This is a genomic window from Sulfuricella denitrificans skB26, assembly GCF_000297055.2.
In the GTDB taxonomy this organism is placed as follows: Bacteria; Pseudomonadota; Gammaproteobacteria; order Burkholderiales; family Sulfuricellaceae; genus Sulfuricella; species Sulfuricella denitrificans.
This window is the reverse complement of record NC_022357.1, coordinates 2,430,245-2,450,696: the sequence shown is the minus strand read 5'-3', so window position 1 is coordinate 2,450,696 and position 20,452 is coordinate 2,430,245. Positions and strand designations below refer to the sequence as shown.

At 51.1% G+C, this 20,452-nt stretch carries 17 protein-coding genes and 1 pseudogene; 13 read left to right on the top strand and 5 right to left on the bottom strand.

The features are described 5' to 3' along the window. The first annotated feature begins 8 nt into the window (after positions 1 to 8). The 13 genes and pseudogenes from SCD_RS11895 (at position 9) to SCD_RS11835 (ending at position 14,392) form a co-directional block, all read left to right on the top strand. Positions 9 to 1,172, top strand: a complete 1,164-nt coding sequence (locus SCD_RS11895; RefSeq protein ID WP_009205409.1) for an efflux RND transporter periplasmic adaptor subunit — start codon at positions 9 to 11, stop codon at positions 1,170 to 1,172. After that, positions 1,172 to 1,867 (top strand): ABC transporter ATP-binding protein, encoded by a 696-nt coding sequence (locus SCD_RS11890; RefSeq protein WP_009205408.1) that lies wholly within the window; start codon positions 1,172 to 1,174, stop codon positions 1,865 to 1,867. The genes SCD_RS11895 and SCD_RS11890 overlap by 1 nt, the downstream gene beginning before the upstream one ends. Continuing rightward, positions 1,864 to 3,086, top strand: a pseudogene (locus SCD_RS11885) (ABC transporter permease). Before SCD_RS11890 ends, SCD_RS11885 begins: the two are co-directional and overlap by 4 nt. Positions 3,087 to 3,292: 206 nt before the next feature. Beyond that, on the top strand, positions 3,293 to 3,517 hold the full coding sequence (locus tag SCD_RS16465) for a hypothetical protein (RefSeq protein ID WP_009205405.1): 225 nt from the start codon (positions 3,293 to 3,295) through the stop codon (positions 3,515 to 3,517). Between the two features lie 20 nt (positions 3,518 to 3,537). Next, the gene (locus tag SCD_RS11880; RefSeq protein ID WP_232504404.1) at positions 3,538 to 4,380 is read left to right on the top strand and encodes an ABC transporter permease; all 843 of its coding nucleotides are present in this window, start codon (positions 3,538 to 3,540) and stop codon (positions 4,378 to 4,380) included. Then, positions 4,380 to 5,648 carry an ABC transporter ATP-binding protein gene (locus SCD_RS16200; protein ID WP_009205403.1) on the top strand — a complete coding sequence of 423 codons (1,269 nt, stop codon included), beginning with the start codon at positions 4,380 to 4,382 and terminating at the stop codon, positions 5,646 to 5,648. The genes SCD_RS11880 and SCD_RS16200 overlap by 1 nt, the downstream gene beginning before the upstream one ends. A 9-nt stretch (positions 5,649 to 5,657) precedes the next feature. Beyond that, positions 5,658 to 7,109, top strand: coding sequence for an FkbM family methyltransferase (locus SCD_RS15850; protein ID WP_009205402.1), 1,452 nt, complete (start codon positions 5,658 to 5,660; stop codon positions 7,107 to 7,109). Between the two features lie 96 nt (positions 7,110 to 7,205). Beyond that, positions 7,206 to 8,312 carry an acyltransferase family protein gene (locus tag SCD_RS11865; protein WP_023506989.1) on the top strand — a complete coding sequence of 369 codons (1,107 nt, stop codon included), beginning with the start codon at positions 7,206 to 7,208 and terminating at the stop codon, positions 8,310 to 8,312. Between the two features lie 63 nt (positions 8,313 to 8,375). Continuing rightward, on the top strand, positions 8,376 to 9,086 hold the full coding sequence (locus SCD_RS11860) for a sulfotransferase domain-containing protein (RefSeq protein WP_161626940.1): 711 nt from the start codon (positions 8,376 to 8,378) through the stop codon (positions 9,084 to 9,086). Between the two features lie 458 nt (positions 9,087 to 9,544). Next, complete coding sequence (locus tag SCD_RS11850) at positions 9,545 to 10,567, top strand: glycosyltransferase family 2 protein (RefSeq protein WP_023506987.1); 1,023 nt, start codon at positions 9,545 to 9,547, stop codon at positions 10,565 to 10,567. Positions 10,568 to 11,005: 438 nt separating this feature from the next. Next, a complete protein-coding gene (locus tag SCD_RS11845; protein ID WP_161626939.1) occupies positions 11,006 to 12,472 on the top strand; it encodes a glycosyltransferase in 1,467 nt (488 codons plus the stop codon). Between the two features lie 175 nt (positions 12,473 to 12,647). After that, positions 12,648 to 13,601 (top strand): glycosyltransferase family 2 protein, encoded by a 954-nt coding sequence (locus tag SCD_RS11840; protein WP_009205399.1) that lies wholly within the window; start codon positions 12,648 to 12,650, stop codon positions 13,599 to 13,601. A 5-nt stretch (positions 13,602 to 13,606) separates the two neighbouring features. Beyond that, positions 13,607 to 14,392, top strand: coding sequence for a glycosyltransferase family 2 protein (locus tag SCD_RS11835; RefSeq protein ID WP_051338802.1), 786 nt, complete (start codon positions 13,607 to 13,609; stop codon positions 14,390 to 14,392). Between the two features lie 143 nt (positions 14,393 to 14,535). Here SCD_RS11835 and SCD_RS11830 read toward each other — a convergent pair whose 3' ends face one another. The 5 genes from SCD_RS11830 to SCD_RS11810 form a co-directional block, all read right to left on the bottom strand. After that, a complete protein-coding gene (locus tag SCD_RS11830; RefSeq protein WP_148290781.1) occupies positions 14,536 to 15,459 on the bottom strand; it encodes a glycosyltransferase family 2 protein in 924 nt (307 codons plus the stop codon). Continuing rightward, positions 15,456 to 16,364 (bottom strand): NAD-dependent epimerase/dehydratase family protein, encoded by a 909-nt coding sequence (locus SCD_RS11825; RefSeq protein WP_009205397.1) that lies wholly within the window; start codon positions 16,362 to 16,364, stop codon positions 15,456 to 15,458. Before SCD_RS11825 ends, SCD_RS11830 begins: the two co-directional genes overlap by 4 nt. Further along, positions 16,364 to 17,461, bottom strand: coding sequence for a glycosyltransferase family 4 protein (locus tag SCD_RS11820; protein ID WP_009205396.1), 1,098 nt, complete (start codon positions 17,459 to 17,461; stop codon positions 16,364 to 16,366). Before SCD_RS11820 ends, SCD_RS11825 begins: the two co-directional genes overlap by 1 nt. Before the next feature lies 1 nt (position 17,462). Continuing rightward, the gene (locus tag SCD_RS11815; protein WP_009205395.1) at positions 17,463 to 18,350 is read right to left on the bottom strand and encodes a glycosyltransferase family 2 protein; all 888 of its coding nucleotides are present in this window, start codon (positions 18,348 to 18,350) and stop codon (positions 17,463 to 17,465) included. A gap of 162 nt (positions 18,351 to 18,512) precedes the next feature. Then, positions 18,513 to 20,441 (bottom strand): tetratricopeptide repeat protein, encoded by a 1,929-nt coding sequence (locus SCD_RS11810; protein ID WP_009205394.1) that lies wholly within the window; start codon positions 20,439 to 20,441, stop codon positions 18,513 to 18,515. Between the last annotated feature and the right edge of the window lie 11 nt (positions 20,442 to 20,452).

Below are 20,452 nucleotides of genomic sequence, written 5' to 3'. Positions count from 1 at the left end.
AGACGCCTATGCCCTCAATCCGTTCCATCCGAATTCCGCTGGTTATTCTCGCGCTCATCGTCGCTGCTGGCGGAGCTTATTATTGGCAGAACCAGCGCGCCAACTCATCCCGGGAAAAGTACAAAACCCAGGTAGTCGACCGCGGCGACATTGTCCAGAGCATCTCGGCCAATGGCACCCTGAGCCCGGTGGTGCTGGTGAACGTTGGTACCCAGGTGTCTGGCACGGTGAAGAAGCTCAATGCGGATTTCAACAGCCGGGTGAAAGAAGGACAGATTCTGGCAGAACTTGATCCCGCCCTGTTCGATGCCCAGCTCAGGCAGGATCAAGCCAATATCGCCAATGCGGAGGCCAATCTTGTGCTGATGCGAGCCAAGGAGGAGCGTGCTCGTTTGTTGCAGCAGAAGGGCTTTATTTCTCAGGATGCCGTCGATCAGGCGAGGCAGCAGCTGGATTCTGCTCTGGCGCAGCTCAAGCTGGCGCAAGCCCAGTTGACGCGCTCCCGCACCAACCTGAACTATTCCGTGATCCGCTCCCCGATTTCCGGCGTCGTGGTGGCGCGCAACATCGATGTAGGCCAGACGGTTGCGGCCAGCTTTCAGACTCCCGTTCTTTTCCAGATCGCCGGCGATCTCAAGCAGATGCAGATCGAAACCAGCGTGGCCGAGGCGGATATCGGCAACCTCAACATCGGTCTGGACGTGCGTTTTACCGTCGATGCCTTTGCCGACCGGCAGTTTTCCGGCAAGGTCAAGCAGGTCCGGCTTAACCCTACTGTGCAGCAGAACGTAGTGACCTACAATGTGGTGGTGGCTGTGGATAACCCGGATGAAGTGTTGTTGCCGGGCATGACCGCTCATGTCCAGATCATCGTTAGTCGCCACGAAAACGTACTGCGCGTGTCGAATGCGGCGCTGCGCTTTAAGCCGCTGAAAGAAGAAGGCGACGAGGTCGCCGGCAAGAACAACAAGAAAATAAAAGGGCGCGGCGGCGCTACCGTTTACCGGCTCGATCAAGGGGCGCCGAAGCCAGTGAAGATCAAGGCCGGCATTTCTGATGGCTCATACACTGAAGTGCTGGGTGATGAACTCAAACTTGGGGAGTCGCTGGTAGTCAGGGAGATGGGTGCCAAGAAAGACAAAGGTTCCGGCTTCAGCCTCAGGATGATGTAATGGCCGATCCGCTGATCCGCGTCGAAGGCCTGCACAAACAATACGAAATCAAGGGCGGCCGTGCTGTTCCGGTACTGCACGACGTGAATTTGAGTATCGCCCCCGGCGAATTCGTCGCCATCATGGGCCCATCCGGTTCTGGCAAGTCCACCTTCATGAATATCCTCGGCTGCCTCGACACGCCCACCAGCGGGCATTATTTCCTGAATGGCCGGGATGTCGCAAAGTTGAATCCGGATGAACTCGCTCATCTTCGAAACAGCCTGATTGGATTTGTGTTCCAGGGTTTTAACTTGTTAAAGCGCGTCACCGCACTGGACAACGTCGCGCTACCACTGCTTTACGCCGGCCAGGGGCAAGCGGAGCGGCGTGAACGTGCCCTGGAAACGCTGCGCCAGACCGGCCTGGAAAAGTTTACCCTGTCGCTGCCCAATCAGCTTTCCGGCGGCCAACAGCAGCGCGTCGCCATCGCCCGTGCGTTGATCAACCACCCGCCATTGATTCTGGCCGACGAACCGACCGGCAACCTGGATACCCACACCAGCCAGGAGATCATGGAGATATTCACCCGCCTCAACCGCGAACAGGGCATGACCGTCATCCTGGTAACCCACGAGCCGGATATCGCCCGCTATGCTCACCGGATGGTGCGCTTCGTGGATGGGCGGGTGGAACAGGATGGTGAGGTGTCATGAAGATCATAGCGATCTTCGCCGAAGCCTGGCGCGCCATGGCGATGAATGGCCTGCGTACCGCCCTGACCATGCTCGGCATGGTGATTGGCGTGGCGGCAGTGGTGCTAATGCTCGCCGTTGGCCAGGGGGCGCAATATACCGTCAACCAGTCCATCGCCTCGATGGGCAGCAACCTGCTCATCGTGCTGTCCGGTGCCAGTACTTCAGGCGGACTGCGCTTCGGTTCGGGTAGTGTGCCTACCCTGACCGTTGCCGACGCGCAGGCGCTCGCTCAAATCCCGTCGGTCAAGGCGGTTTCCCCTTCCTATCCAGGCAACGCGCAGATGGTCTATGGTTCAAGTAACTGGAGCAGCATCGTCACCGGTTCCACGCCAGATTACTTTACGGTGCGCAACTGGACGCTCGATTCCGGCCACATCTTCGAGGAAAGCGATGTGCGCGGTGCGACCCGGGTAGTTGTGCTTGGCCAGACTGTGGCGAAGAATCTGTTCGGTGAGGAGGATCCCACTGGTAAGACTATCCGTATCAAGAATATGCCTTTTCTGGTGGTCGGATTGCTTGCCGCAAAAGGACAAAGCCTGGACGGGCGCGACCAGGATGATACTGCCGTGGTGCCGGTCACCACCGCCCAGCGCAAGTTGTTTGGTAACCAGTTCCCGGGCACGGTACGCTATCTTATGGTACAGGCAGGATCGACCGAAACGATGGATGAAGCGGAGCGTGAAATTGCCCAGTTGTTGCGCCAGCGCCATCGTCTGGCCGAAGATGCGGAAAACGATTTTACCGTCCGCAACCTGACATCGGTGGCGCAATCCGCAGCCGGATCGGCGCAAGCCATGTCCTTCATGCTCGGCGCCATCGCCTCTATTTCCCTGTTGGTGGCGGAATCGGTATTATGAACATCATGTTGGTATCGGTCACCGAGCGGACGCGAGAAATCGGCATCCGCATGGCGATCGGTGCACGCCGCCGCGACATCCTGTTGCAATTTCTGCTTGAAGCGCTGATTATTTGTACAGTCGGTGGGTTAGTTGGCGTTCTCCTTGGTGTTGGGGGTGCCTGGCTGGTCAGCTCGATGGCGGAAATGGCGGTGGTGGTCACGGTGTGGTCAATCCTGCTGTCGTTTGCCTTTTCTGCCGCGATCGGCATATTTTTCGGTTATTACCCGGCACGCCGGGCGGCAATGCTTAAGCCGGTGGAGGCGTTGCGCTATGAATAATAAAAGTTTCGATGCTGTGTGGCACCACGCCAAGGTAATGCGCGCTCGTAGAGAGTGCAACTCAACGGTCACAAAAGTGTGGCCGTATGGTTTGTCGGCTTTCCGGTTCGGTTAAGTTGACATTGGCACGCGGTTGAAGAGATGCTGTACAAGATGAGCTGCAGAACCTTTGTTTTCGACACTTTGCGCATTTTTGCCGATACTCAATGAAAATACGCAACGCATTTTACATTTTTGGCGATCAAGGAATTGATAACGTATTAACTTTAATGGAGTCAGCCTGGATTGGAACAGACCTCAAGGTGGCCCAGTTTGGGCGGGATTTCTCATTGTATAAAGGCTCTAAATACTTTGTGCCGCTTAATTCATTATCCGTAGCACCACAAATTAATATCGAATATTTTCTGCATGAAAAAGCTTGTCGATGCTGAAGTCCTTTCGCTAGTCTTGATTGACAAACCCCATGCACACTAACTCCCAAACATTAGTAATCGAAGCCGGTTGCACCGAGCGCCATTATTGGCGAGACCTCTGGCGTTACCGCGAACTGTTCTTCTTTTTGGCGTGGCGAGATATTCTTGTGCGCTACAAGCAAACTGTTATTGGCATTGTGTGGGCATTGGGGCGCCCATTGATTACGATGCTGGTATTTACGCTGGTTTTCAGCAAGCTGGCAAAATTACCTTCTGATGGCGCGCCATATCCGATTCTGGTTTTTGCGGCACTGTTACCTTGGCAGTTTTTTGCTGCGGCCTTTAGCGGCGCCGGGGACAGTCTGATCAGCAATGCCGGGATGATTTCCAAGGTGTACTTCCCGCGTTTGGTTATCCCCGCCAGTGCGGTGATCGTCAGCTTCGTGGATTTTCTTGTTTCGGGAGTCATCCTAGTGGGGTTGATGATCTGGTATGGATTTGAGCCAAACCTGCGCATGTTTACTCTACCCCTTTTTATCTTTGTGGCCTTTGCCGCTGCAATGGGCGCGGGATTGTGGATCGCAGCACTCAACGTCAAATACCGCGATTTTCGAATTATCATTCCATTTGTGGTGCAATTCGGGCTATACATTTCACCGGTAGGGTTCAGTAGCACCATCGTCCCTGAAGAATGGCGGCTTCTCTTTTCCTTGAACCCGATGGTGGGCGTGATCGATGGTTTTCGTTGGGCCATCCTCGGGGGTAGCACCCCACTTTATTGGCCCGGTTTTTTGCTCTCCCTGTTTCTGATTGTGGTAATGCTGATTACCGGGATAGTATATTTCCGTAAAACAGAAAAAACCTTTGCGGACGTAATTTAATGCCGCCTATTATCTCAGTCGAGAATCTATCGAAAAAATATATCCTCCGCCATCAGAAGCAGGAGCGCTACACCACTTTGCGCGACGTACTGGCGAATGGCGCCAAGCGTTTCACAAATAGACTGATTCATCCTTTTGCGGCTCTTGAAAATGATTCAACGCACGAAGAATTCTGGGCGCTCAAGGACGTCAGCTTTGACATACAACAGGGCGACCGGGTGGGGGTCATCGGACGCAATGGCGCAGGCAAGTCCACCCTGCTGAAAATCCTGAGCCGCATTACGGAGCCGACATCGGGAAGAGCCTCCATCAAGGGGCGCGTGGCTAGCCTGCTGGAAGTTGGTACGGGCTTTCATCCAGAGCTCACCGGACGTGAAAACATCTATCTGAACGGTGCGATCCTCGGTATGAGCAAGGCTGAAATAAAAAGCAAGTTTGATGAAATCGTCGCCTTCGCTGACGTTGAAAAGTTTCTTGATACCCCCGTCAAGAGATATTCCAGTGGCATGTATGTGCGTCTAGCTTTTTCTGTGGCCGCACATTTGGAACCGGATATTTTAATCGTGGATGAGGTGCTTGCGGTAGGCGATGCACAGTTTCAAAAAAAGTGTCTCGGCAAAATGGAGGAGGTCGGAAATGACGGGCGGACAGTATTGTTTGTAAGTCACAACATGGCCTCTATACAAAAACTATGCGGCAATGGAATATTGCTTCGGGATGGGGGTCTAAGCGATGTGGGGGCAATTGAAAAAGTGATTGAGCTCTATCTCAGCGACTCATCTTTAATAGGAAAAGAAAGCATTGGGGACATGCCCCGTGCACGACACGATTACGGCCTCGTCGCCAAGTTTACAAACGTGTCGCCTGTAAATGGCAATGGGAAAAAAGTTGTAAGCTTTAAATCGGGTGAGGACATCGCATTTGATCTGGAAATAAAGGCATTCGAGAAAGTTGACGGGTTGTCTATAGTTTTCGGATTGGATACCTACATGGACTATCGGATTACGACCGTGCTAAGTGAGGAAGCAGGATCGCTATTTTCCGCAGACAAAGATTCTTTAATATCAATAAATCTTAAACTTCCAAACCTTCATCTTAAACCCGGGGTGTATTCAGTCACGCTCGGTATCCGACGCAATAAGTTAGCACTCGACCACGTCGTGAGGGTAATCAGTTTCGAGGTCAATGAGATTTCTACAAACAATAAAGATCATGATTCCGCGAAATATGGGGATTTATTAACTGAGTCTCTATGGCGCCTTTTATAAGAGATCATCTTGATTAAATACTATAGCCAGCACGGAGAGGACGCACTTCTGGACCTGATATTTGGGGACCAAAAGGAGGGATTCTTTGTCGAGGTGGGTTGTATAGATGGAAAACGTTTCAGCAACACCCTGTTGTTTGAAGAGCGTGGCTGGAAAGGGCTGTGTGTGGAGGCGCACTCAGGGTATATCGGTATGTTAAAAGCAAACCGGCCCCGCAGCATCGTATGTCACTGTGCGGCAGGCGAGGCCGATGAGGATGCGATTTTCTATGCGAACGCACGCGGGAGCCTTTCAACTCTCGACAAATCTAGCGAGACACGCTGGAAACGTGATTACGCCCACTTTTTTTCCGGGTTTGAAGAGCAGTTGGTGAAAAAGATGCGGCTGAGCACCTTGCTGGATGCCCACCAAATTACTAAGGTAGACATACTTTCCCTCGATGTGGAAGGTTATGAGATTGAGGCGATAAAAGGACTGAATCTTTCCCGCCACCGACCAAGAGTGATGGTTATTGAGTCGGACGAACTTCATCATGAAGCGCAATTGGACGCTTTAATATTGCCGCACGGCTACACTAAATCTATCAGGATGTCGGGAAACTTGTTCTATGTTAGTGATGTGAAGAATGACAAAATACTCAAGGGAAAACGACTTACCGTTCAGTTGACACATACCCGTCATCCGCTGGATAGCGGGGAGGATCAGATAGAGATCGTGACCATCGATACAGCAGTGAGAAGAAGTTTTCTGGCAATGTTTTCCAGATTAAAATCCAAACTATCATCTCTGATGTGCGAAACACCCCCCACAAGAGTGTTGTCGCAGTTTGTTGATGTTGGCTTCCATGGGGACGAATATTTGTTGCGCTTAGTCGAGTATTTGGCAGGCAAGAGTAAGGTCTTCGTTGAAACAGGTGCCAACGTGGGGTCGACACTAGCCTATGTTGCCCGGAGCTACCCGTGGTTGCGCTGCCTGTCCTGCGAATCGGATCTCTCGGCCTACGAGCGGGCGAGTGAGCATACAAAGAAGTACGGGAATGTTTCGCTGTTCCATGGAATGTCACAACAATTCATCGAGCACATTTCAAAACATGAACTGGGGATTTTCACGGAACCATGTTTCTTCTGGCTGGATGCACACGGTTATGGCTTTGAATGGCCATTGAAAAAAGAATTGGAATTCATCACACGGCACTTCAATTCCGCATACATCCTGATTGATGACTTCAAGGTTCCCGGACACGATCAATTCGGATATGACCAGTATCAGGATCAGATTTGTTCATATGATTTCGTTAAGGATGCTTTGACCCTGGACAAAGCTTATCAACTTTATTATCCGACCTACAAAGATAAGACTTCCAAACATCATCCGCTACGCGGCTGGGGTCTGCTGGTATTCGGGCATGCTGATTTACTTATTCCAGAGCAGCTTGCTGAGAAAATAGAGAGGGCGCAGTGATAAATGGGTGGCTGGGTTAACTGACTAGGGACAAATGGCTCTTCAATCGCTAATGAGAAACAGTGGAGGTTTCGTTCGTTAGGACGTTAAAGTGAAATGGGGCTATTGAGAACAATTCTAGCGATTGCCGTCGTATTCGCGCACCTACCCTTTGGCGGGAGTTTTGTCTTTATTGGTGGACTACATGCGGTCCAGCTGTTTTACTTCATCTCGGGTTACCTCATCGCTCATGTAATCGCCACAAACAAGTCCTACGAGAATCCACTGAAATTTTATTTGAACAGGATCCTTCGGATTTATCCAATCTACTTGGCTGTTGCTTTCCTCTCGCTTCTCTACGCTATCTTAATCAACCAGAAATTTCTAGACCTCTATCAAAATATCCCGGCTTCGGCAGACGCTTTACTCATATTTTCTAACCTATTTATATTTGGACAGGATTGGGTAATGTTCTCTGGTGTCAATGAAGGACATCTTGTCGCCACTTCCGATTTTAAAAAATCTGATTTTCTATTGCACACGGGTTTGCTAGTTCCGCAGGCATGGACTCTCGGTGTCGAGCTAAGTTTTTATGCGCTTGCTCCTTATGTATTGCGCGACAAGAAAATGATTTTTGTGCTCTTGATTCTATCTCTCTCAATTAGGTGGTTTTTGTTCAACCAAGGACTAGGTAATAGAGATCCTTGGAATTACAGATTTTTTCCTGCGGAACTGTCTCTATTTTTGATGGGAGCTTTATCCAACCAATATCTGCTGCCGTTCTGGAGGAAGATCATTTCATTAGCCCCTTTTAGGGCGCTCCCGAGGTTAGCAACTTATCTAGTTATTTGTTTGGTCGTGTTCTATTTTCGGATTCCGGTAAATGAAGCCATTAAGGGGCCATTATTGTTTTCCGTGTTTTTATTGTTCATGCCGCTGACCTTTCTTTATCAGAGTACATCAAAAATTGACCAAGCTATTGGAGAATTGAGTTACCCAATCTATATTTGCCATTTGCTGATCATAAGGATAACTAACGACATGTCAGAACGGCTTAATATATTCGATCACTTTGGAATTTTATGCGCATGTCTTTTCATGTCCCTCATGTTTGCGTACTTGCTGAACAGGCATATAGGTGATCGGATAGAGCAGTTAAGAACGAAAATCAGGGGTGTCAGGATAAAAACAGCAAACCAACCGCTATTTGACCGCGCTGGATGAAGTTCTGGCATATTGAAACAACATATTTCTTTCAACAGCAAATAATATGAAATGAGTATGCGCTTGCTAAAGAAAATCATAAACCGGGCCTTGAACTCGGATGGCTCTGTCTCGGTAGATTCCCCGGAAATAATTAAGGCGGTTACAGATAATCCGGCCTTTCCCTATCTGGTAAGTTTTTCGCGAACTGGCAGCCACTGGCTGCGGATGATCATGGAGCTGTATTTCGAAATGCCGTCGCTGGTCCGCGCATTTTATTTCAAGGATGTAGCAGATTTTACCTGTTATCACACGCATGATATGGACTTGAAGCTAAGGCGAGAGAATGTGCTTTATCTTTATCGAAATCCTGTCGAGACGGTTTATTCACAACTTTGTTATTACAAGGAGGATTACAACGACCAGGAAAGGCGGCATTACTGGACGAATCTTTATGCCCAGCACCTCGCGAAGTGGTTGGTGCATGACGATTTCACCAAGAAGAAGACGGTAATCACATACGAGGGGATGAAAGTAGACATGGCGCACGAATTCGTCAAAATATGCCTACATTTTGGGGAAGAACTGGACGTGTGCAAGCTGGAGGCGGCATTGGAAAAATCCTCCAAGGCTGAATTAAAGAAAAAGACGATGCATGACGCGCAGGTAGTGAATTTGACCACAGAATACCAAATTAACCGGAATGTGTTCGCAGAAGAATATACAGATCGGATTTATTCTGAAATTTATTCTTGCGAGCCGGAATTGCAACACTGGCTCCCTAAATTTAGTTAACCGTGAAATCTATCCGAACCGCCGGCACCGGGCGAAAGAAAGTGAAACATCCATTCAGGGACAGCTTGGCTTGTCTCTGAACGAATTATTTCAGGTTGGCTGAAGCCTATTTAGAATAGCTCCTGCTAGCCAGCGTGATCGTTTGCAGTATGCCGCTGTCAACTATAACGGACCACCAACTAGAGAAGAGCAAAGTAGCCAACAAGCAACTTTCCATCAGCGCTACGCAGACGGAGCTGCATTGACCATCGAGTGGTACGGCAGGTTGAATTTTTTTTCGGAAAGCAGGGCATTCACTATATGGACTTGCAACAAGGGACGCTTGATACGGAGACTGGGGTAGTATCAGGTGATTTCCTCAACAACAATCCACTTGATCATCATTTTGATCCGGGGAAAATTGCACACCTATTTACGGTAAAATTGAACGATATCGGGCTTGTTGAGCGACTATTTTAATGAAAGATGCTATGTCACTGCTTGTTAACCCGAAGATTATTTGTCTGACGCCGGTCAAGAACGAATCATGGATTCTGGAACAATTCTTAATGGCTGCCAGTCTTTGGGCTGACCATATCATCATCGCCGATCAGTTTTCAGATGATGACTCACGAGAAATCGCAGAGAAATTTCCTAAAGTAATTCTTATTGAAAACCCATCCACCGAATTCAATGAGCCTGAGAGGCAAAAGCTTTTAATCAATGCTGCAAGAAAAATCGAAGGACCAAGACTTTTAGTCACGCTCGATGCCGATGAATTTCTATCGGCCAATTTTCGTGAAAGCAAGGAATGGCAATTCATCATGCATGCTCCACCGGGAACCGTTATCAGGTTTAAATGGATCAATCTAAAGCCCGGGTTGAAAAAATATTGGTCGCCGGATTGTTATTTCCCATGGGGATTCATGGATGATGGGAGCGAACATACTGGTGCTACCATTCACAGCATGCGCATACCGATGCCATTGAACTCCATGAAAGTAGATTTGGATGAGGTCAAGGTTCTTCATTTTCAGTATACCGACTGGGAAAGGATGGCCAGCAAGCAAAGGTGGTATCAGTGCTGGGAAATTCTGAACCAGCCGGAACGTGGGGCGTTGGAACTATTCCGACAGTACCATCACATGTACGAAGTGAAAGACACGGATCTCCTGGAAGTCAAGAATGAGTGGTTCGATCATTATGGGGAAAATGATATAGACCTCTTTAGCGTCAAGAAAGATGGTGTCTATTGGTGGGATCGTGAAGTGCTTAAATATTTCCAGCGCCATGGAACAGAGAAGTTCAAGAAGTTGAATATTTGGGATGTGGATTGGCGGAAACTGGGCGAGCGTTTCAAACTCGCGGGAGTCGGCAAGATGAATGACCCGAGGAACATCCTTGATAAGAAAGTTCATAGTTGGCTTAGGTCCGGGAAGTATAAAGAACCAGGTATGGTAAATAGAAATATTTTGAAATTGCTAAAACGGTTCGGCTGGTAAAGAGATGCTAAAAAACCGATGCCAGAATAGGCCTTTGGATCAAGAGGTACGACTTTGCGAATAGCAGTGCTAAATTCCTGGCCTAATCTTGCTTACTCTGCAGAGCGTGAATTCATCGCTCGTTTGAAGAGGGCATGCCAACATATGGGCTGGAGATGCATTGAGGTAATTACTTCAGAGGATATTGTCCAAGCGGATGTAGATTGCGTTCTTGTTACCCATGAGTATTCACCCAAGCTAACAGCTGTCCCGACAATAGGCCTTCTTTGGAGTCCCCCAGAGTTTTATCGCGATGATCCATTGAGGGTTCGATCTATCCTAAGCTATGACGGATATCTGGCTGGATCAGATAGTGTCCGACAGTATTTGGATGATTTGCTATTTTCAACCGGAAAAAATAGTCCAATATCAGATTGGAATTTTCTGCCAACGGCCCCCGTGACTGAATTTATTCCGCCAAATTTGAGTAACCCAGCGTTGTTTTATACGGGCGTGCATTGGGATGGCAGTCGCCATAGCAAACTGATGAACGATCTGCGCGCCAAGCTTCCTGTTTCTTTTTATGGTGATCCAGCTAAGTGGGCGCACTACGGTGCCGCCTACAAAGGCGCTATTCCCTTCGATGGGGTATCAATATTTGAAAAAATCAATTCGGAAGGGGTTGTGCTCTGTTTGCACCGAGACGAGCATTTGAAACATGACTTGCCCTCGATGCGAATATTCGAGGCAGCAGCAGCAGGTGCGGTGATCATCACCGAAAAGTCGAACTTTGCGCAACGCCATTTTGGCGGCTCGGCTCTCTATGTGGATCAAGACGCGAGCGTAGCGGAAAAGGTCGCCCAAATCTCCGCGCACTTTGCCTGGATTTGTTCGCATCAAGGTGAAGCATTGGCGATGGCAAGTCAATCCCATGCGATTTTCAACGCAAATTTCGCTCTTGAAAAGTTGTTGGCGCAGCTGCCGGAGTTTTTACAGCAAGTTAAACGTGCCAATTATTACGAAATCGACAATACCACTAATACAGAAGCGCGAGTTGATGTCATTGTCCGTGTCGGTGGAAGGGGGCTGGCATTCATTGAACGTTGTCTTGATTCTTTGGCTGCGCAAAACCATATTAACCTTGGTTTGGTGTTGGTTAGTTATCGAGAAGTCCCTGGTCTTGACGGGTTGCTCGAAAAATATGCCAACAGATTCACATCGATCAAACGGATTGCGTCCGAACCCACCGGCTTCCGAAGCACTGCACTTTGGGATGGAATGCGGGCGATTGATGGCAAGTATTTTTGCAATCTGGATGATGACGATACACTTCATCCTAACCATATCAGTTCGCTTGTTGCCCTGCTTGAGTCGGACAAGGAACACCATGTTGCGTATAGCGGATGGATACAGATTCAGGACGAAGATGGACACTACTATCGACAAGCTAACCATACTGGCCCGCTTGGCAAACAGATAAAAGAGAACCGGCATTTGTTTTTCTTTGATCAGTTTAAAAGGCGACGGCTTTTACAACTGGATAATTATGTAGGGTCTAATGCATATCTCGCCAGAACGTCCTTGCTAGAGGAAAGGGATTTGGTTGATCCGAAATTAAAGGTGGCTGAAGATGTTTATTTGTTTCTTCTATTTCTGCGACGAAGCGATTTCCTGTTCTCATGGAGAGCAACTGCCAATTGGCACTGGCGAACCACAAGTGAGGATAACTCGATGATGCTCGAAACGTGCCACTCAGAATGTGGCAGGCGGGTATTGTTGCGTACCCAATTCTTCTACGAATCACCAGATTCGATAACGATGGAAGAGGTGTTGAAACCGTTTGTTAGCCATGTCTACACAAAATTACCTCGTGTGAAGATGCTGGTTCGTCATTTAAAGAAATGGTTGAGGAACGGCTCTGGTTAATAGTGAAATTCAGCTAAAGGCAAGACGTGCCATCTGGAAATCGAGCGGTGTTTTGATTCGATCATTTGCTAACCCTGCAGATATTACCGATCTACTTAAGGAGAAAGGGGTTGTTAGCCAAACCCAGTTCACTTTTTACTACAGCAATCCAAAGAGCTGGAGACAGTCATAGAAAATGTACGCGTTTTTTAAAGTGTTTGGATTGACTGAGCGCCTGCCATATCGCTCGTTGCGGTGGCTATATCGCAAGTTCGGACCGAAACTTGGGCGTTTACGTCAGTACGCGCCCAAAGATTTACAATTCCCTACAAGTTACTTCAAAACCCCCATGCCGTTGATGGCGCCGAAAATTTCTATAGTAACGCCATCTTTTAACCAGGCTAAATTTATTGAGCGCACGCTAAAGAGCGTGCTTGACCAATCCTATCCAAACTTTGAGTATTTTGTTCAGGATGGAGGGTCAACAGATGGCACCACCGATCTACTCAAGAACTATACTGATCAGCTAACTGGGTGGGCGTCGTGCCCTGATCATGGCCAATCACAGGCAATTAATACTGGATTTGCCAGGACTTCTGGCGATATCATGGCATGGTTAAATTCGGATGATATATTACTGCCTGGCGCGTTGGGCTATGTTGCGGAATACTTCAATCTTCACCCGGAAGTGGATGTCGTGTATGGACACCGTTTGGTTATCGATGAAAATGATCAACAAATAGGCCGTTGGATGATGCCAGTTCACGACAGCAAAGTTCTTTCATGGGCCGATTTAATCCCGCAGGAAACAATGTTCTGGCGAAGGTCTATATGGGAAAAGGCTGGCGGCCGGATTGATGAATCATTTCAGTTCGCCATGGATTGGGATTTGCTGGCACGTTTCCGTGATGCAGGTGCAAAGTTCGTCCGTTTGCCAAGATTTATCGGAGGTTTCCGAGTTCACCCGCATCAAAAGACATCCACAGAGATATCTGATATTGGCATTTGGGAAATGAACCGCATTCGACAACGATTACTGGGGCACATCCCTTCAAAATCAGAGATTCAAAATGCGGTTTTTCCTTATTTGCTACGACATGTTGCAACCGATTTAGGATCGCGAGTTCGGAACATGCTGGGACTTGAGTAGCGCCTTTGAATACTTTAGCCACCCCTCTTGTAAGCATCATTACTGTAGTGCGCAATGGCGCCTCGACTATCTTTGATACTGTGGAGAGTGTGCGTGCTCAGCAGGGTGTGGACGTTGAGCATATCATTATCGATGGCGCCTCAACTGATGGCACTGTCGGAATCATAAATGTTAATCAGTATGATCGACTGCGTTTGATATCGGAGCCTGACCAAGGCATCTACGATGCCATGAATAAGGGGATTTCCTTAGCTCAGGGGGAATGGTTGCTCTTCTTGGGCGCAGATGATGTGCTGGCTGATCCTGCTGTGCTAGTAGACATTTTTCAGAATGAAGACCTGACATCTTACGATCTGGTATGTGGTACTAGCAATTACCATAGCGGTCAGGAGTGTGTGCCTCGGCTAGACTGGCATACGCTCATATTCAATACCGTTCACCACCAAGCGGCATTTTATCGAAGGCGTTTGTTCGATGATTTTCGGTACCGGTTAGATATTCCAGTAGTGGCTGACTATGAAATGAATTTTCTTATACACTTTCAGAGTCGGCCTGCATTGTTTCTGGATCGGCGGATTGCGATTAGTGGCTGCTATGGAGTGAGCCATACTTCAAGTCAGTTATACGGCCAATTCGATGCGTATAGAATACGCGGACAATATGTCAATGTATTGCTAAATATCGTATTATTGGCCGCTGGACTCGGTAATCTTCTTTTCGCTCGTTTGATGGGACGATTCCCGCAGCGTAAGCGGCCATATGGTCATGGGAACTGCTGTCGAAAGCGGTAAGTGCTTTGACGTCTTGCGGCGTCAGCGTTCTGCCAATACAAATGGACGCAATACGGAAGAAATCCTTTAGCCTTGCAAGTGGACTATCTGCCAAACTATTGGTATGTCTACAGGGGCAGGTCACTCTATCGGGTGCGATAGAGCTATTCTCGCCAGCACGGCCCCATGCGGCGTCGCACACCATCCATGAATCCGGCTGCGAAAGCGCGAACCTTGGCGAGGCGCTGTTTTTCCAGAGTGGACATCAAGAGCAGCCCCAACAGCAGGCGAACCGACCGGCGCAGGCACCAGTCGGGCTCCCGTCGCCAGTATTCCACCACTGTCACCACGGTATTGCGGGCAATGTAGTACTTTCGTAGCGGCGGGTGATTGGGCAGGATGCCGAGAAGTGGCAACCATGCCCCCCCCGGTCTGCCTACGCTGTGTTCCATCACCGGCTTGCGGCTGATTACCACCCGATAGCCGTGGGCGCGTACGCGCAAGCAGAATTCATGATCCACCTGGTCGATGAAATAGTCCTCACGAAAGCCTCCCACCGCCCTGGCCACACCAACATCGACCAGGCTACCGGAGGTGATGACCGTTTTCTGTTCCAGGCATTCCGTCTCTCCGTCGGCGGGGACCTTTAATTGATGGTTCTGGGCATCGAAATAGTTGCCGCCGATCACCGCGGCTTTGGGCTTGCAGGCCTCGTGGACTTGGAGCAAGGATGTCACCATATCGGGGTAGCACCAGGTATCCTGGTCGAGGGTAAGCAGCCATTTGCAGCCGATCTGCAACGCATGTTCGAGGCCCTGGTTCAAGGCCGCCGCGACGCCCGCGTTGCGATGATTCTCGATGAGATGAATCCGCCCATCGCTCTCCCCAAGCGCCATGATTTGCTGCGCGCATCCCTGAGTCGGTGTATTGTCCACCACCACCAGCTTACCGACCTGGGGGATGAGGGTTTTCAAACGCTCCACGAATCCATCGTCTGGAAAATACGCCACCACCACCGCGCACACGGCTTCTGCGGCTACTTCCGGGGGGAATGCATGGAAGGGCAAGGTTCGGTGTTCCTGTGTCACGCTTCGTCCAGTAATTTTGTCCAGGTGCGACGCAATCCCTCTTCCAGATCTACCTGCGGCACCCACCCCATTTCGCGGCGGATGCGGTCGACATCCAGCACTACTGCTTTGACATCCCCTCCCCGGGCAGGGCGGTAGTGAAGTTCCAACTGCCGGCTGGTAACCCGCTCCGCCAGTCTGCAAAGTTCGTTGAGGGAATGCCCCTCGCCGCTGCCTACGTTGAAGGTGCCGGATGCGGGGTGGTGCAGCGCCTTCAGGCAGGCCTCGACGAGATCGTCGATGTAGAGGTAATCCCGCACTGTTTCGCCATCGCCCCAGATTTCCATGGGGGTGCCGCGCAGCAGGTGCTCCAGCAAAGTCGGAATCACCCCGAAGCCGGTCTTGAATGGTTGGCCTGGCCCATAGGCATTGGAAGGGCGCAGGATGATGACCCTATGCCCCTGCCGCGCGAACACCCCCAGGAAGTGCTCCGCAGCGGCTTTGCCTGCCGCGTGGTAGGACAGCGGCACCAAACCATGTTCTTCGGTCACTGGCAAGGTTTCCGGATTTCCGTAAATCACACCGCCGGAGCTCAAGTAGACCAGCGGAATCGTCGGATAGGAATCCAAAGCATGCATTAATTGCAGCAAAGGGCGGAGGTTTTCTTCTGCTTCCCGTAGTGGTTCGCGGGAATAGGTTCCCGGGGTGGATGTGGTGGCGAGATGAATCACGGCATGGCAGTCCGGCAACACGTCACCCAGGAGTGCAGCATCGGACAGATCACTCTTCCGCCAGATTACGCCGGGAAGGGCGTGGGGCGGTGCGTTTCGCGCTACCACCATGACCTTTTTGCCGAGCTCGGTAAGACGCCGTGCCAAGGCCTGGCCGATGAATCCGCCCCCCAGGAGAAGGAAATGGCCGCCCATCAACGCGCAACCAGCTGCTGATAGAGCGCGGCATAGCGATCGGCACAATCGTCCCAATCACCGATAGCTTCCTTGGTGCATCGGCGCGCTTCTTCGCCGACGCGCCGATTGGTAGGCATATCTTCCAGAGCGGCAAAGGCTTCTTCCAGCTGGCTGCGCTCCTGCACTAGCCAGCCAGTTTCCCGATGTCGAACAAAATCCCGATGGGCCGGCAAATCCGAGGCAATTATCGGCAGGCCGGCGGCCATGGCTTCCAGCATGACTTGGGGGCGGCCCTCATCATGCCGGCTCAGAGTGATCAGACCGGTGGCGCGGGGGAACCATTGGTCCCTCAATTCGGCTGGATGGGTGGGGCCGTGCCAGATAACCCAGGGAGGTAATTCCAGGTTTTCCTGCATTGGACCGAACAGGTGAAGTTGCCGTTGGGGACCAAACAACCCTTCGCCCCAAGTGAACAAATCGCCGATTTTATTCCGGGTGAGCCGGGTAACGGCGAGCCAGCAACCGATTTCCGCGCCGCTGCGGTCTACCTCGAACCAGCGGGGGTTCACGCCGAAAGGGACTGCTTCCACGTCGGCCACGTCGCCGAAATCGGCCTTAAGTCGTGGGATCATCCATGACGCATTGGGAGCCAGCACAGTCGAGCGTTGCCGGAAAACCGCTCTCAGCATGGCCCTCATGCCGGGTTTGTCCAGCAGGCCGTAATCGCTGCCCAATACGGTGACCAGGGCCGGGGTGGTAGTGCCCCACAGGGGAAGCGCGTTCTGAAGCCAGTTTACATGAACGACGTCATGCCGCGATTGGCGGTAAACTCGGCGCAAGCGTCCCAGTAGATTGAACAGCATGACAAGGCTGCGGAAGTTTTTCTTGCGCAGGAGATGGGCAATTCCACCTTCCCCTAGTATGCCATGGAGAAAGCGTGCGTCGCCGCTCTGCAAAACGTTTTCGACTCCATTCGGCAATTCGCCCGGCGGTGCCCACAGTGCAAGGGAAAGGTCGCAACGTCCGGCCAGAGATTCTGCCATGTCGTAAATGAAACGCCCGCGCCAGTCCTGCAAGTTCTCCGGGTAGGAGGTGCTGACCATGAGGACGTTCAAGCTAACTTCCCTTATCGTCTGTGCGGTCGATGTCTTTATAATGAAGGGCAGAAATTTGCTCCGACACGATGCCGATAAGAAAGGTGAGGATGGCCGAAATGAACAGCAAGGCGCTCATGTTCGTGAAGCGCCCTGTGGTCAGGTAGGTATAGATGTAGTAGCACATTCCTGTCCAGAAGAAGGCCGCACTGATGGGAATGAATAATTTCTGAGGGGAGTAGAGAGTGCCGACCTTGATGATGATCAGCATGAACCTCACTCCATCCCGAATTGGGCGGATATGGCTCTGGCCTGTCGAACGCCGTGGCGTGTGGATGGGCACATAGCTGACGTCAAATCCAGCGCGGAAAAAGCTCATGGTGATAGTGGTCGGGTAGGAAAAGCCATTCGGCAGGAGGTACAGGAATTTGCGGAACTTGTCTGCCTTGACTACCCGAAAACCCGAGGTCAGGTCCTCTACGGGTTGTTGCACCATCCAGGAGGCAAAACGGCTGAATAAGTCGTTGGCTACAGCCCGATGCACACCAGCCTGGGAGCCGCTGGTGCGTGATCCGACCACCATGTCGCAGCCTTCATTGAATTGCTTAAGCAACCGGGGAATGTCTTCCGGTTTGTGCTGGCCGTCGGCATCCATGAAAATCAGCACGCTCCCATTTGCGGCGCGCGCCCCGGATTTTACCGCGGCACCATTTCCTTTGGGGTAGGGGTGGCTGATTACCTTAATCTTGTTGGTTTCGCAGACAGCCAGTGTGTCATCGCTGGAACCGTCATTAACGACGATAATTTCTGTGCCTGCCGGCAAGTAAGCGGGCAGTTCCGGCAACAGACGGCGCAAACCTTCCATCTCATTGCGGGCAGGGATAATCAAGCTCAGCAACACTTGTGTCATGCCAATATCCAGAATAATGTCATCAGATTTCCCGCTTTGTGTATTGTTTCTATGTGTGGTTAATATACTGTATCGTGATCACAAATATTAAGCAGAATAATTTTCACTTTAAGTCTTCGGTTATCTCATCTGCTCACTTACCAATTTGCTATCCGAAGATTATCAAATTTCCCCACACTGAGTACTGTCTCCTTCCAGGCAAGCCAGCAGTTTTTCGGCTGTTTTTTTCTCGTTGCTACTGAGCGGGATATTTTGTAACGCCTTTAATAATTGAGCAGCCTCATCCCTGCGCCCCTCAAGCAGAATCAGTTGCGCCCATTTCAAGCGGTTGCTGGCGTTGGTGGGAGCCAATTGGAGTGATTTGGCTAATGCTTCCTGAGCTGCCACACGATCATTTTCCCGCAGCATCAGGTAATCGGCATACCAGGAATACAATATGGCGAGAACTGACGGAGAAATAGTCGGATTGGAGAATGCGGAAGAAAAAAGCCTCTGCATGTCTGGCCGAGCAAGGCAAATCGTACCGGCGATGGACATTTCCTTCAGGTTGTAGAGCACGTTTCTATCTGCTGGGGCGAAGGGGGTTTCCCGCAGGCGGCGAGACAGTTCGTTGATCCATGCTAGTTCTACCGGTTTTCCTGCCTTGCAATTCAAGTGGATCAGACCGAGCCAGCCAAGCTTGAAATTTGGGTCAAGTTCGCTGGCTAGTTCATAGTGCGCACGGGCGAAAGAGTGGATCGGCGAGTTCGGCGAGGCCGATTCTGGCAGTTCCGCGAAGAAACTACCTGCGTCAAACTGGGCGTGGGCTGATTTTCGGTGATGTTGTGCTTCGATCTGGGTGCGCCGCCCCTCTTCGCCGAACTGCTGCGAGCGCAGTGCAGTTACGAAAGGAAAATAGGCCAGCGCTGCAAGCGCAAGAGTAACGGCGATAGTCTTGCGCGGGCCTGTGCTTTCCAGTGAACGGAGCAGCACCCAGGCTGCTGCCAGAAGAATGCCGAGGATCGGCAAATAGTTGCGGTGCTCGTGGGCAATCTCAAGGGGCAGGACGGTGGATTCCATCGTATGCCCGATCAGGAACCACGCAAGTCCGAACGAAACGAGTGGTGCGCGTGTTCGCATCCGCCAGGCCAGCCAGACAAGGCTAGCCAGCCCGGCAAGTGCAGGCAGCGTTGTCCACGGAGAGAGCAGGCCGGTGGAGATCACGATATCGTCGTGATACAGACCGAGGGCTTCCAGCCGTGGAAACAGGATGAGACCGAGATAAAACCAGAGCACGCGTCCCTCGGTCAGCACGCGCTCGACGAGCGAAAACGGACGAATATCGTAGCCGGCCCACAACCACTGCATAGAGGGGGAGACGGCATAAGCCATCCCCGCGATAAAGGCCAGGCTGGCCAAGGCGACAAAGCCGCGCGCAAAACGGTCGAGCCTGCCGCAGGCGCTCCTGCGGAGGATTAACTCCCAGGCGAGCACGAACAAGGGGAACAGAGCGCCGGTTTCCTTGCTGAAAAAAGACAGCGGCCACAATATTCCCCACGCCAAAACCAGCTGAGTTGCACCTGTGCGGCCGCCTCGTTTACGGCCCAGAACGTGGAGCAGCAGTGCGGCGAGGAGAAAAAAAGCCGACAGGCTGGTCATGCGCTGCACGACGTGCAAGACAGGAAGAAGCTGGATCGGGTGCAGCAGCCACAGCGCTACAACCCCGCCACTTGCAATCAGAATGTTACGCTGCCTCGTCTGCGGCATAGCTGCGGTTAGCAGGTGAAGCGCCAGGTACAACACCAGAAGACCGCTGGCAAGGTGGATGGCGAGATTGGTTGCCTTGAATGCGAAAGGGTCGAAGCCGCTGAAATAATAATTGAGTGCGAAGCTCAACTGGGCCACGGGACGGCCTGAGGGGCTGGCGTGGCCGTTTAGGAAAACCTGCCGTAGCGATTCGACGGACAGATTCTCGATGCGCACACCTTCTGCCTTGAGGATGCTTGGCCCGTCATCGAAGAAAAATTCGCCATGCAAGCCCGGCCAGTAGATGGCGACGAGGAATGCGCTCGCTAAGAATGCCGCCAGCGCAATGAGGTAAGGGGTTCGCATAGGAGGAAAGC

What these genes read in the sequence shown, in the direction of transcription:
- SCD_RS16465 (WP_009205405.1), top strand. Translation starts at nt 3,293, where the DNA reads ATGAAAATACGCAACGCATTTTACATTTTTGGCGATCAAGGAATTGAT.
- SCD_RS11810 (WP_009205394.1), bottom strand. Translation starts at nt 20,441, where the DNA reads ATGCGAACCCCTTACCTCATTGCGCTGGCGGCATTCTTAGCGAGCGCA.
- SCD_RS11825 (WP_009205397.1), bottom strand. Translation starts at nt 16,364, where the DNA reads ATGGGCGGCCATTTCCTTCTCCTGGGGGGCGGATTCATCGGCCAGGCC.
- SCD_RS11895 (WP_009205409.1), top strand. Translation starts at nt 9, where the DNA reads ATGCCCTCAATCCGTTCCATCCGAATTCCGCTGGTTATTCTCGCGCTC.
- SCD_RS11815 (WP_009205395.1), bottom strand. Translation starts at nt 18,350, where the DNA reads ATGACACAAGTGTTGCTGAGCTTGATTATCCCTGCCCGCAATGAGATG.
- SCD_RS11865 (WP_023506989.1), top strand. Translation starts at nt 7,206, where the DNA reads ATGGGGCTATTGAGAACAATTCTAGCGATTGCCGTCGTATTCGCGCAC.
- SCD_RS11890 (WP_009205408.1), top strand. Translation starts at nt 1,172, where the DNA reads ATGGCCGATCCGCTGATCCGCGTCGAAGGCCTGCACAAACAATACGAA.
- SCD_RS11850 (WP_023506987.1), top strand. Translation starts at nt 9,545, where the DNA reads ATGAAAGATGCTATGTCACTGCTTGTTAACCCGAAGATTATTTGTCTG.
- SCD_RS11840 (WP_009205399.1), top strand. Translation starts at nt 12,648, where the DNA reads ATGTACGCGTTTTTTAAAGTGTTTGGATTGACTGAGCGCCTGCCATAT.
- SCD_RS16200 (WP_009205403.1), top strand. Translation starts at nt 4,380, where the DNA reads ATGCCGCCTATTATCTCAGTCGAGAATCTATCGAAAAAATATATCCTC.